This is a genomic window from Pseudoalteromonas sp. NZS11, from assembly GCF_015864765.1.
In the GTDB taxonomy this organism is placed as follows: Bacteria; Pseudomonadota; Gammaproteobacteria; order Enterobacterales; family Alteromonadaceae; genus Pseudoalteromonas; species Pseudoalteromonas arctica.
Genome location: NZ_JADYWP010000014.1, coordinates 15,067 through 27,279 on the forward strand (window position 1 = coordinate 15,067; position 12,213 = coordinate 27,279).

Below are 12,213 nucleotides of genomic sequence, written 5' to 3' on the forward strand. Positions count from 1 at the left end.
TATAATAATTATAAGGATATAAGCGATGAAAAAAATTATATTGCCAGCTCTACTTAGTGTTTTATTGAGCGGTTGTGCTCAACAACTAGGTGATGATGTTGCTAATCAAGAGCTACCTTTATTGAGCGCGAGTGAGGTAATTGCTAGTGCAACAGATAATGACTGGCGAGTAGTGAACGCTCAAAATATTTTAAAGATAACACTGCCAACGGGCGATGCGTATATTGAGCTTAATGAACAGCTTGCCCCCAAGCACGTTCAAAATATTAAAAAGTTAGCACGAGAAGGGTTTTATAAAAATACCAGCGTTTATCGGTTTGTTGAGGGTTTTGTAGCGCAAGGTGGCGACAGCTCGGGTAAAAAGTTAATTAAAACTGCGGATAAAATAGTTCCAGCTGAGTTTTATTTAACAACAAACAAACCACTTTTAATTACTGAGCTAAATGGCGACGGATATGCCCCAGTTACCGGTTTTTTAAACGGCTTTGCAGTAGCTCAAAACTCAGCACATACGCAAACATGGCAAGTGCATTGTAGTGGCGTGTTTGCCATGGCGCGCGACAACGATATAAATAGTGCGAGTACGGAGTTTTTTGTAACGATAGCGCAAGGCCCGCGCTACCTTGATAAAAACATTACGGTGTTTGGCCGAGTGATCGAAGGTATAGAGCATTTTAATCGTTTAGCGCGTACACCAACTGAAGGTAAAGTATTTAACCCAATTACCAATATACAAGTACTTGGCGATGTACAAAGCGATAAAAGTATATTTAAAGTGATGAAAACAAACTCATCTGTGTTTAAAAACTTAATCAGTGCTCGTAAAAACCGTATTGAACCATGGTTTGTTAAAGCACATAGCTACATTGATGTGTGTGGTATGCCTATACCCACTAAGCGCGAAGTTAATTAAAAAATGTAAAAAGGAGCCTAGGCTCTTTTTTTAATACGAGGGTCTGTTGATCTTTGCGGATTAAAATTTGTTCAATCTAGGGGCTATTTAATCGCGGCGCGAGGTTTGTAACCTAGTGGGCTAAGTAAAAACCGAGCAACAAAGAGTGAATAGCCCCTAGGCAGAACCCTTTGGGCAACTCCTGTTTGGCATTAATGCTACGTTATCGCCTATTTATGGGGAACAACCACACTACTTAGGCTCTGCCTTGCCTAAATACCAAACAGACTGCTGCAAATTTAACCTTGAAAGGTCAACAGACCCTAATATTCCAATTTAAAATAAACTACTGACGATTAATTTTAACTGCAAATGGCGTGTCGTTATAATGCGTAGAGCGATACGGGTTTATATCAAGCCCACCGCGACGAGTATAACGCGCGTAAACCTCTAACTCTTTAATATTAAGTTGTGTTGTTAAATCGCTATAAATACGCTCAACACACTGCTCATGAAATTCGTTATGTGTTCTGAACGAAATTAAATAACGCAGTAACGATTCGCGACATATTTGCTCGCCTGTGTATCGTATGATCACACTTGCCCAGTCAGGCTGGGAGGTAATTAAACAGTTTGATTTAAGTAAATGGCTATAGAGCGTTTCTGTTACTACGTTATCACTTTTTGCTTTAAGTGAATTAGCATCAATATCGTAATTATTAATCTCAATATCTAAGTCATCAATACATTCACCTGGCAGCGCTGTACACGGTAAGCAATTGTAATCATCAGGATTATATAAAGTCACTTTGACAGGGCTGTTAACCGCGTTTGATAAGTCATCAATTAAGTGCTGTTTTACTACATCAATGCTTTCAAATCGGGTTTGGTTAAAGCTATTTAAATAAAGTTTAAACGACTTTGACTCAATAATATGGCTGCTTTGGCATTCAAAGGTAAATAAGGCTACGGCAACTTGCGGTTTACCTTTATTGTTTAGCCATGAAAGCTCGTAACCTGTCCAAATGTCTTGGCCTTTAAATGGAAGCTCTGCTTCGTCAATATTTAAAGCATCACGATTTAGTTTGCGCGCAATAGGGAAAAGCAAGCTTGGCGTGTACACATCTACATACTCAGTAGATTGGCCTAATACGCTACCTTTAAGGTCTGGAGAATTGCTGTAATCTGTCATGTTTGCTCTTAAATAGTTACAATAGGGACATTATATCTAATTTAAATGAGTTTCACAGTATGTCTGTTGCATTGCTTATAGAACAACTTCATCAAACATTTAGCGAAAATACCCTGAAAAATACCGCAAAGTACCCACTTATTGTGCACGACGAGCAATGGCCAAGCCCGTGTGAAGTTGGCGAGGTTGACGAGCAAGGTAACATTCAATGGCAGGGGGCGCGTCAGCAACCTGCAGGTTCGCTTAATGATTTAGCCAGCGCACTTGAGCTTGATTTCCCAAAAGAGCTTAGCGAGCTATATGGGCATATGTACGGTGGAAGCATTTCAGCAGTTATTGATGGGCATCAGGTTGAATTACTACAAGCATGGAACGAAGAAGATTTTAATTTGTTACAGCAAAATATAACGGGTCACGTTTTAATGAAACGCAAGCTCAAGCAGCCAGAAACGGTATTTATTGGTTTAACAGATCAAGATGATTTGCTAGTGAGTGTATTGGTGCACACTGGTGAAGTATGTTTAGAGCACGTAGGCAAAAAAACACACCATGTACTTGCACCTAACATTAATGCTTTTTTAAAGGCATTAGAGGTTTAAAACGTGTTTAATAAATCAGCTTAGCGTCATCACTAAGCTGATTATAAGCGCTCACTAAAGTTGTTACTGAAAATCCCACGATATATTAGACACTAAGCCACACGGCTCACACCTAAAGTCGAATAACCCAAACCACGATTCAGGTAATTTCCAATCGCCATTGCAGCTAGGGCATTTTCGTTCAAGTTCAGACGCTTTATCTACGCCGCCTACACGGTATAAATAATAATAGGTTGGCTTTTTAGTTAAAAAACTAATTCGCTTTGTTATGTCTTTTCCGCGTCTGTATAAGTCGCTTTGGATACTCGATATTTCTTCAAGTGCCGGAAACTCACAACGGGTTGCGCCATTAATTTGAATTTGATCGCAGGCTTGCCAATCTTCTTGCCATTTTATAAGTGTTTTATAGTCACCATTAGCAATTGCCGGAATACGAAATAGCGGCACAGGCAAAAAGTCATCACCACAATAAAGCGGGCTACACGTATGCACATAGGTTGTGTATAAAATATAACTTGATGGCTCTTTACAGCAATCAGCGCCGTTGGAGTGAATATCTTGCCCAATCACTTTTACTTTTGGCGCAAGTAGCCCCGCACTATGTAACTTTTCGATACTGTGCTTAACAAACGGGCTGTTATTTAGCGGGTGCATTGCATCTTCAGTAGGGCACATTACACGGGTAATAAAAAATCCATCTTTTAAAACGGTTGGAAATTCTTCCCCCATTATTTGACCATTAAAACGCAATGCATTTACTAAGCGATTTATTGCTTGTTCGGCTTGTTCTAGGGTGGTGTCTTGGTAGCAATCAAAAGTTAAATCAACAACGAACATTTATAGTCTCAAATTATTTTTGTTCTAGCAGTGCAAGAAGTTTATCGAGTTTTTGCTCAATTCTATCTAATTGACTTGTTTTAAGCTCAGTATTATCTGACTGCTGTGGGTTTCTCATGAAGTTATTAATTGAATCAGGATTGTTTTTATATTGGCTTACTGCTGCAATAATCATCGGCATTGGAACCGGTTGTGCCAAACGGCTTTTAGTTAGTGCTACAGTAGGGATTTTGCCTTCATCGAGAAGGGCTTTGATTGCATCAAATACAACTGAATTCATTAGATATATAACTCTTTAATAAAATAAATACGCAGCATATAAATGCTGCGCAGATGCTATGTTAGCAATAAATAAGGGAGGGTACATTAAATAAAATTACTTACTTTGACGAATGCGTACATCTAACTCGTCAATTACTTCACTCCAATCACCGTCTTGTGCAAGCGATTCAGCTAAAAAGTGCTGTTGTGCCTCATCCCAAAAAGAAGCTTCTTGGAGTAGTGTTGTGTCTTCTAATTCATGTGAGGCAATAAATGCATCTATTTGTTCATCAGAATTAGGTAATCCAAGCTGTGCAAATAGTGTATTGATGTCGTGTTTAGTCGTATCCATGATATTGCTCCTTTAAACGAATGAAAACTTATTCTAAGGATTAACTCTACTCCTAGCTAGTTAAACTCTCGCTGAATTTACGGTTAATAATTTTAGGTATATAGTTAGGTATAAAGTTAAACAGTCTACAGCTAAAATAATAAAGGAAATGCAATGAGTGTAACCACGCCAGCTGATACGTTCAGCGTACAGTATTTAGCCGCAGAAGATATTAGCACTGCAGCAAGCCTAATTTATCAGGCTTATCATGACGATCCTGTATTACAAAACATGCTTAGCTACAATGACGAAAATAAATCAGTATACGAAAAAAAATTACGATCATTAATTCGCGAAGAGCTCAGTAGTTTTTGGCAAGAAAAGCAGCCATTAATTGGTTTATACCGCAACGATAAATTAAAAGCAGTAGCGTGTGTATTTGAATCTAATAGCCAATTACAAGCGCAGCGTTATTGGCACTGGCGTTTAAAATTAATGCTGAGTGCGGGCTACTTACAAACAAATCAATTAATAGATAAAGAACAAACAATTAGAGATGCCCTTAAAGAGAAAGGCAATTACTACTTTTTAGCTTTTATTGCCGTAGATCCACATTTTCATGGGCAAGGGTTTGGTCGTTACTTACTACGAGGGCTTGATGATTTAGTTAAATGTAACGCTGAGTCAACGGGGATGGCTGTATTTGTAACGCGTAAAGAACACACTGAATTTTTTAAAACCGAAAAGTTTGAAGCATTTAAACACCTTACTTTTAACCAAGTAGAGGGCGAGTTACTGTTTAAATCAATAATTGAGCCAACTATTTAAAATTATGATGTAAGCCAATGCGCCCAAACGGACATAAGGCCGTGAGATATATCTCACATTATCGTGAGCATTGTCAGTTAAAGGCTATTAATAAGTAGCCTTTTTTCATTCAAGTTATTGTTATTTAAAGTTTATTTTTATTTTTCATTTTTGTGACGTTTATTTATTTAATGTCCAGTCCTATTTCTCCCCCCTGATTGCTTTAAACTTCTCTTTGTCAAGACGACATAGCTCAATGATTGAGTTACTGCCAAGGATACGGAATAGGCAACATAGCGGACGCTAGCAGGAAGCATAAAGGACAAGCTAAAACGGATACAAGGAAGAATAAGGAAGTGCATGAAGCACTTAGTAGCTAGGAGTTACTTTAGGATAATCACGGATGACGCTACAGGAAGTAGCAGGAGCGTTAGTTTACGTAGGACGGCCAAGATGGCAAGTGGACATTGCAGGATGCAAAAGTGGCAGGAGCTACTTTAAAGGATTACCAGGGATGATGCTACGGGATGTAGCTAAACGATAGATTTCGTGGGTTTGCCAAGATGGCTATGGATATTGCAGAATGCAAAAAGTGGCAGGAGCTACTTAAAAGGATTACCAGGGATGATGCTACAGTATGTAGCCAAACGATAGATTTCGTGGGTTTGCCAAGGTGGCTATGGATATTGCAGGATGCAATGTGAGGGTAAACAAGGTTGTTTACTCGTTCAGGGGATGATAATACGGATTTAAGATAATGGATATCTAGCAGGATGCAGTCCAATTGGGGCGTAACTTTAGTTACGCCTTAGTTTTTTGTGTTGAATTAAGTTTATCAACTTAAGACAAGTACTCTTAAAGTATATTCAGTTTTATATTTTATGCGGTGGAACAACCACACTTTTCAAAAACTCATTTTCCATAATTAACACACCTTGATAAGCATTTTCACCATCGCTTGAAAATTCAAATACAAATTCACTTTTGATGCCTGGCTTGCCGTTCTTTAAAAAACCAAAGCGGCGTTTTGTGCATGCAACACTCATCAACTGCACCTGCAATTGCTCACTTTGACGTTTAGCATGAACGTTCGCCGCTTCAGCAACCTTTCGGTTAAGCCAAAATAAGTAAATTACACTACCAATAAGTATGAACGTCCATAAACTTGCCATTTAAGAGAATAACCTTCCAATTGCACGCGCGAGGGTTTCGCTACGATTTTCTTTACGTAATAAGCCTAATAAATGCGGGCGAATAGTCGGTATTGCAACTAAGTCAGCAAAAATACTTGGAAACAATTCTTCAATTTTTTGATGATGTGCGCAATTATCCATAAATACATGTAAGCGTTCAGGGTTCTCTAATTGCTTAAAACACCGCCCAGCTATTGTTAGTAACACGTCAGAGTCGTGCCTTACCGGCGAGCTTAGTACAGTATCAACTAATTGAGCGCATAACCCTTGAGCTTGACCTTTCGATGCAGATCTTAGTGCTGCGGTTATAGCTAATGTATCGTTATTACTAATTGCGGTCTGTGTGTAATCAACAAGTAACTCACTCATTGATGTTGGTATTTCAACGTGTTCAAGCATGGCACTGAGTGGTTGCAGTACTTCAATAGGTAAATGCGCCCATGCTTTTTGCAAATTATTTAAGTTTGTATCGCTGTCTAAGCGTAGTGCAAAATCGGCAATACCCTGCAGTGCAACACCTTGCCAATTATCAAAACCAATTTTACCGCTAAAGTATAGTTGTGCATGCTCGTAATATTGCGACGCAGGCTGTTTTAATAGTACTTTTACTTGGGCGTTAAATGCCGCTAATTTATTTGCGTTTGGTGTAAAAACATAAGGGTTATTATCAAGTTTTCCATCGGCTTGCTCACCTGTAATTTCAGTGCCTAGCGCTTGAATAACCATATCAGCAAAGTGATCGCGACTAGCACTTACAAGCATACTTTGCTCATCAAGTGGAAACTTTAAAAACCATACATAAGGTTCTTTACTGGCTTTAGTATCCCAAAATTGAATAGCGAGCCAAGCATGACCAGCAAGAGGATAAGGGTAAGGCACTTGAGCTTGTTCAATAGCTAAAAATTGTTTTTTATCAAGCTTAGTAATGTGCCTGCCAATATCAAAAGCACGCCACTGAGTACCCGCACCATCTAAAAGCTGACCTAATGTAGCTATTTGATCACTCATTGTTTTCTCAACTGTTTTTACTGCAAAATTACATTAATTATACGTCATAGCCGCCTATGAGGGAACAGGGTATAATTGCATTACATATATAAAAGAGGGTGGTTATGTACCAGCAAACCCAAACTTATTTAGTGCAGCTAACGGCACTTTTACAAAAACACGCGCTTTGGCAAAGTGAGCCAATAGACGCTGATGCACTGCTTTCAAATACTCCTTTTTGTCACGATACAATGGCGTTTGAGCAGTGGTTACAATTTGTATTTATTGATAAAATACAGCTATTAATAACGCACAAGCAACCACTGCCACGTAACTTTGCTATTGCCCCTATGGCGCAAATGACACTTGTGAATAAAGCGGGGAGCGATGAAATAATTGAATTACTAACAGCCCTTGATACCTTTTTAGGAGAACCAAATGAGTGAGCGTCCAGCGCCTATTGAATATGGCGAGCTGACTATTTTGTATCAAGATGAAAACTATGTGGCTATAAATAAGCCTTCAGGTTTATTAGTGCATCGCTCGTTTTTAGATAAACACGAAACCCAGTTTGCTATGCAAATGTTGCGCGACCAGCTAGGGCAACATGTATTTCCAGTACATAGGCTCGATAGACCTACGTCGGGCGTATTGCTGTTTGCACTGAGCTCTGAAGCTGCTCGCGATATGAACCAGCTATTTATTGAAGGTACTATTGCTAAACGCTATTTAGCCTTAGTGCGCGGCTTTGCGCCAGAGTCAGTATTTCTAGATAAACCGCTTAAAGAAGAACTTGATAAAATAGCCGATAAGTTTGCAGATCAAGATAAAGCACCGCAAGAAGCGCAAACCCAGTTTAATTGCTTGCACCAAGTTGCATTGCCTATTCCTATTGGTAAGTACCCAACAGTGCGTTACTCGTTGGTTGAGTGTTTTCCAAAAACAGGGCGCAAGCATCAAATTCGCAGACACTTAAAGCACTTATCACTGCCTATTATTGGTGATGTAAATCACGGTGATAACCAGCATAATCAATTTTTTAGGGAGCATTTTGAGCTAAGACGCTTAATGTTATTTGCAACAGAGCTTAGTTTTGTGCACCCTTATAGTAATGAATCAATAACAATTAAAGCGCCACTAGGTGAAGACATGCTTGAAATATGTAAGCAGCTAGGTTGGCCAGAGCAAGAAAAGGATTATTAATGGCACATATTAGTATTTTTGTAGGCAGCGTTAATGGCGGTGCAGAGCGTTTAAGCGATGAAGTTGCAGCCACAATAGAGCAAGCGGGTCATACTGCAACAGTAATTACTGAAGCATCACTTGATGATATAAAAAATGCATCGCATATTCTAATTGTTACCTCCACAACAGGCCAAGGTGATGTACCGAGTAATTTGGCAGGGTTATACTTTGCAATGAATAGCACTTTCCCAATGCTTACCGATAAACCGTTTGGTGTAATTGCAATGGGTGACAGATGTTACGGCGATACATTTTGTGGCGCAGGGCGAAGCTTTGACGAGCTACTACGCGATTTACAAGCAAAGCCTGTGGGCAACCGCCTAGAAATAGATGCATGTGAAGATTTTGAACCATGGCCGGTAGCCGAGCCTTGGTTAAAAGTATGGCTAGAAAAACTACCTGCTTAATCCTTAACTTTAAGGTATTAAAAAGGAGCGCATGCGCTCCTTTTTACTTTTGTAACTTTATAAATTAACTACTTCTGACATCTACTTTAAGTTTTAGCTTTTGGCCAGGTTGTAAGTATTTTTGACCTGCTAAATTATTCCACTTAATAATTTCGTTAACGCTTAGATTAAACTTAGACGCAATACGTGCAAGAGAATCACCTCGGCGTACTTTGTATGTAATAGTACGGTTGGTGCTTGCCGTTGCTTGTGGTTTATTAGCTGACTTATACACAGTTAGTTTTTGATTTAGGCGCAATACAGAGTTTTTCTTTAGTTTATTCCATTTAGCCAACTCATCCATAGTTACGTCATATTCGCGGCTAATATCCCATAACGTGTCGCCACTTTTAACTGTGTGCGAAAGCTTTGTGCGAGTTGCTTTATTAGCAGCTAAACGCATCTGCTTTGGTAAATGCTCGCTATTTATAGCGCCATCAGTAAGCGGGACTAGTAACTCTTGGCCTACTTTAATCGTATTTGATTTGAGTTTATTAAGCGATCGGATTGCACTTGAGCTTGTTGTAAACTTTTTGGCAATTACCGATAAGCTGTCGCCTCGAGCCACAATATAACGCTGCCAGCGTAATCTGTTTTTAACATCAGTGTTTGCTAATTTTTGGCTAAATTCCTCTGCTTTATCAACAGGCAATAATAAAGAGTGAGGGCCATTAGGATCAGTTGCCCAGCGGTTAAAACCAGGGTTTAATCTGTATAGCTCAGTAAGCGTCATATCAGCCATATCAGCAGCAAGCGCTAAATCTATTTGCGAGCCAACATCAACCACTTCAACCACTTGTGCATTAATTACTGGTTGCCATGTAACGTTAAAATCATCTGAGCGTTTTAATAAATCGGCAAGTGCTAATAACTTTGGTACGTAGGCTGTTGTTTCGCTAGGTAAATCAAGAGACCAAAAATCGGTAGGTAAATGCTTTTTACGATTCTTTTTAATCGCGCGCATTAAACGCCCTTCACCTGAGTTGTAAGCAGCAATTGCATTTAGCCAATCGCCTTCAAGTGTTTTATGTAAATACGATAAGTAGTCAAGTGCTGCGCGAGTCGACTGCACGATGTCGCGACGACCGTCGTACCACCAGTTTTGTTTTAAATCGAATCGCTCACCGGTTGCAGGCATAAACTGCCAAATGCCCGATGCGCTGCGATTAGAATAACCAAACGGGTCAAATGCACTTTCTACAATAGGCAGTAGTGCAATTTCGATTGGCATTTCGCGCTTTTCTACTTCTTCAACGATAAAGTGTAAGTAAGGTTCTGCACGTTTAGAAATACGATCTAAATAGGCTTGGTGGCGAGCGTAATAATTACGTTCAGTAACAACAGGGCGGTTTTGCGGTATTTCGATAGAAAGTTGGTAGCGAATTCGCTCCCATACATCATCAAACACGGGAGCTTCTTGCTCATCAGGGTCAACTTGCTGATATTGTGCGTTTACCATCAATGCATTGTTAATGTCGTTAGGACTTGCGCCTTCGAGTTGTTGGTTTGCTTGCGTGGCGACTTGAGAGTCTGAGTCTAGAGTTGTCACAGTTTGACAACCACTTAGCGCTAACGCCAAGGCTACTAATAGGGGAGATTTATTCATAAATACCAATACATCGGGTAAAAAACTCGGCGAATACTACCTGTTATGAGTTAACATTGCCACTTAATGACTTTTTAAAACGCAGAAATAGAATCATCACTATATCTTAAGTTAATGATTCTAATAAAATAAATATTAAAGTATTAGTTTGTGCATTAAAAATTGTCTTTGAACTGTCTCAGACTAGCAAAGTTTCCCCAAGGTTCATTGTTTTTTGTAACCGAGATGAATTTTTCTGGCACTAACTCTGTAATGGTTGGCAAATCGCTACGCATAAATGGATTTATTTTTAGCTCCTGTCCAATAGAAGTGGGTAGGGAGATTTGGTTATTACTGCGTAATTCATCTACTTTTTTACTGTACGCAAGGAGTTCTGGGTTACGTGGTTCAACCGCTTTGGCAAAGGCAAGATTAGCTTGCGTGTATTCGTGCGTGCAATACACACTGCAGCTTGCAGGCAGCTCTCTTAGTTTATTAAACGATTCCCACATTTGCTTTGGTGTGCCTTCAAATAAGCGCCCACATCCACCGCTAAACAATGTATCGCCTGTAAAAGCAAGTTCATCATTTGTATAGCAAATATGATCAAGCGTGTGCCCAGGAGTTGCCAAAATATTAAAGTTAATATTAAGCACACTGATGCTTTGACCATCAGTGAGTGCGTGAGTGACGCCTTTAAATGGACTATTTGCGGGGCCATAAACCGATATATCTGGATAGGCGTCAACTAATGCAGCTACGCCATCAGTGTGGTCGTAGTGATGATGCGTAATTAAAATACCACCAAGCGTTAGTTTGTGCTCAGCTAGATACGCTAATACGCTCTGTGCTTGGCCTGGATCGACTACCCATGCTTGGTTACTATTATCGGTAGTTAAACACCAAATGTAATTATCAGAAAAGGCTTTAATTGCTTTGACTTGCACCATGGTAAATTGCTCTATAAAGTGACACTTACCGCATAGTATAACGAGCTCAAAAAATGAAACCAGCCCTTAGTTTTCAAGAAGGACCCAAACCACTGTCGTGGCAACAGTTTCCTCATGGGGATTATTTGCGCAAAGATATTGAACGCAAAATGGAGCAATGGCTGCCGCGTATGTTTGGCTATCATATGCTTAAGCTAGGTAATTTAAGTGGCGAATTAAATACAAGTATAAGTACGATTAAACACCAAGTGTGTGTTGCAGAGCCTGGGCCTTACACTGGGGTAGTTGCTGACATAGATGAACTGCCATTTTACGAGCACAGTATTGATGCATGCATACTAAGTCACTGCTTAGAGTATCATTCAGACCCACATCACATTTTACGAGAAGCACATCGCACACTTATTCCGGGCGGCTATATAGTAATTACGGGATTTAATCCGTTTAGTTTGTGCGGACTTGCACAAATGCTGCCTTTTAGTGGTCAGAAATTACCATGGACGGGGCGCTTTTTTACACCTGCGAGGGTTAAAGATTGGCTAAACTTACTTGGTTTTGAAATTGTAAGTGACGAACGTTTTATTTATTCATCACTGGCAAGAGGTAATAGGCTATCAAGGTTTGAGTTTTGGCGGACTTTTGCAAAACAGTATTTAAAACCGATGGGCAGTGTTTATATGCTGGTGGCACGAAAAAGAGTTGCGCCACTTACGCCAATAAAACCTAAGTGGCATGCAAGGCCGCAGTTTGCGCCAGTAAAAGGGGCAGGGCTTAGACAAACGTCAAAGCAACACTTTAAATCGTGCGAGCAAGAAAATAATACCAATTGCATTAAATAAGTGATCTATTATAGCGCTAAGAAAATAGCACATTAACAAGGCGAAAATT

At 39.6% G+C, this 12,213-nt stretch carries 15 protein-coding genes; 7 read left to right on the forward strand and 8 right to left on the reverse strand.

What is annotated here, in order from left to right; all coding sequences use genetic code 11:
* Positions 1 to 25 precede the first annotated feature (25 nt).
* The gene (locus tag I6E82_RS18590) at positions 26 to 913 is read left to right on the forward strand and encodes a peptidylprolyl isomerase (RefSeq protein WP_197118467.1); all 888 of its coding nucleotides are present in this window, start codon (positions 26 to 28) and stop codon (positions 911 to 913) included.
* A gap of 325 nt (positions 914 to 1,238) precedes the next feature.
* Here the strand turns inward: I6E82_RS18590 and queF are convergent, their stop codons facing one another.
* Positions 1,239 to 2,084: an NADPH-dependent 7-cyano-7-deazaguanine reductase QueF gene (gene queF / locus I6E82_RS18595; RefSeq protein WP_024590784.1), complete on the reverse strand. Its 846-nt coding sequence runs from the start codon at positions 2,082 to 2,084 to the stop codon at positions 1,239 to 1,241.
* 59 nt (positions 2,085 to 2,143) lie between these two features.
* Between queF and syd the strand changes: the two genes are divergently transcribed.
* Positions 2,144 to 2,683, forward strand: a complete 540-nt coding sequence (syd, locus tag I6E82_RS18600; RefSeq protein ID WP_024593671.1) for a SecY-interacting protein — start codon at positions 2,144 to 2,146, stop codon at positions 2,681 to 2,683.
* 63 nt (positions 2,684 to 2,746) lie between these two features.
* Here syd and I6E82_RS18605 read toward each other — a convergent pair whose 3' ends face one another.
* The 3 genes from I6E82_RS18605 to I6E82_RS18615 all read right to left on the reverse strand — a co-directional run bounded on the left by I6E82_RS18605 (position 2,747) and on the right by I6E82_RS18615 (position 4,133).
* On the reverse strand, positions 2,747 to 3,520 hold the full coding sequence (locus I6E82_RS18605) for a Zn-ribbon-containing protein (protein ID WP_002958242.1): 774 nt from the start codon (positions 3,518 to 3,520) through the stop codon (positions 2,747 to 2,749).
* A 13-nt stretch (positions 3,521 to 3,533) separates the two neighbouring features.
* Positions 3,534 to 3,800 (reverse strand): hypothetical protein, encoded by a 267-nt coding sequence (locus I6E82_RS18610; RefSeq protein ID WP_197118468.1) that lies wholly within the window; start codon positions 3,798 to 3,800, stop codon positions 3,534 to 3,536.
* Positions 3,801 to 3,896: 96 nt separating this feature from the next.
* Positions 3,897 to 4,133 carry a DUF2789 domain-containing protein gene (locus I6E82_RS18615; protein WP_002958240.1) on the reverse strand — a complete coding sequence of 79 codons (237 nt, stop codon included), beginning with the start codon at positions 4,131 to 4,133 and terminating at the stop codon, positions 3,897 to 3,899.
* 153 nt (positions 4,134 to 4,286) lie between these two features.
* Here I6E82_RS18615 and I6E82_RS18620 point away from each other — a divergent pair, with 153 nt between their 5' ends.
* The gene (locus I6E82_RS18620) at positions 4,287 to 4,940 is read left to right on the forward strand and encodes a GNAT family N-acetyltransferase (protein ID WP_008169301.1); all 654 of its coding nucleotides are present in this window, start codon (positions 4,287 to 4,289) and stop codon (positions 4,938 to 4,940) included.
* 851 nt (positions 4,941 to 5,791) lie between these two features.
* Here I6E82_RS18620 and I6E82_RS18625 read toward each other — a convergent pair.
* Positions 5,792 to 6,091: a DUF3301 domain-containing protein gene (locus I6E82_RS18625; protein WP_165735684.1), complete on the reverse strand. Its 300-nt coding sequence runs from the start codon at positions 6,089 to 6,091 to the stop codon at positions 5,792 to 5,794.
* Positions 6,092 to 7,120, reverse strand: coding sequence for a DUF3549 family protein (locus I6E82_RS18630; protein ID WP_197113463.1), 1,029 nt, complete (start codon positions 7,118 to 7,120; stop codon positions 6,092 to 6,094).
* Positions 7,121 to 7,224: 104 nt separating this feature from the next.
* Between I6E82_RS18630 and I6E82_RS18635 the strand changes: the two genes are divergently transcribed.
* The 3 genes from I6E82_RS18635 to I6E82_RS18645 are packed head-to-tail and all read left to right on the forward strand — an operon-like array spanning position 7,225 to position 8,751.
* Positions 7,225 to 7,545 carry a YqcC family protein gene (locus tag I6E82_RS18635; RefSeq protein WP_197118469.1) on the forward strand — a complete coding sequence of 107 codons (321 nt, stop codon included), beginning with the start codon at positions 7,225 to 7,227 and terminating at the stop codon, positions 7,543 to 7,545.
* Complete coding sequence (gene truC, locus I6E82_RS18640; protein ID WP_024593675.1) at positions 7,538 to 8,302, forward strand: tRNA pseudouridine(65) synthase TruC; 765 nt, start codon at positions 7,538 to 7,540, stop codon at positions 8,300 to 8,302. Before I6E82_RS18635 ends, truC begins: the two co-directional genes overlap by 8 nt.
* Entirely contained in the window at positions 8,302 to 8,751 is a 450-nt protein-coding gene (locus I6E82_RS18645; protein WP_002963026.1) for a flavodoxin, read from the forward strand. Before truC ends, I6E82_RS18645 begins: the two co-directional genes overlap by 1 nt.
* Positions 8,752 to 8,815: 64 nt before the next feature.
* Here I6E82_RS18645 and I6E82_RS18650 read toward each other — a convergent pair whose 3' ends face one another.
* Both I6E82_RS18650 and gloB read right to left on the reverse strand, forming a co-directional pair.
* The gene (locus tag I6E82_RS18650) at positions 8,816 to 10,396 is read right to left on the reverse strand and encodes a LysM peptidoglycan-binding domain-containing protein (protein ID WP_007586008.1); all 1,581 of its coding nucleotides are present in this window, start codon (positions 10,394 to 10,396) and stop codon (positions 8,816 to 8,818) included.
* 155 nt (positions 10,397 to 10,551) lie between these two features.
* Complete coding sequence (gene gloB / locus I6E82_RS18655; protein ID WP_101217181.1) at positions 10,552 to 11,325, reverse strand: hydroxyacylglutathione hydrolase; 774 nt, start codon at positions 11,323 to 11,325, stop codon at positions 10,552 to 10,554.
* Positions 11,326 to 11,378: 53 nt separating this feature from the next.
* On the opposite strand from gloB, the gene I6E82_RS18660 reads away from it, so the two are divergent.
* A complete protein-coding gene (locus I6E82_RS18660) occupies positions 11,379 to 12,164 on the forward strand; it encodes a class I SAM-dependent methyltransferase (RefSeq protein WP_101217180.1) in 786 nt (261 codons plus the stop codon).
* The last annotated feature ends 49 nt before the right edge of the window (positions 12,165 to 12,213 follow it).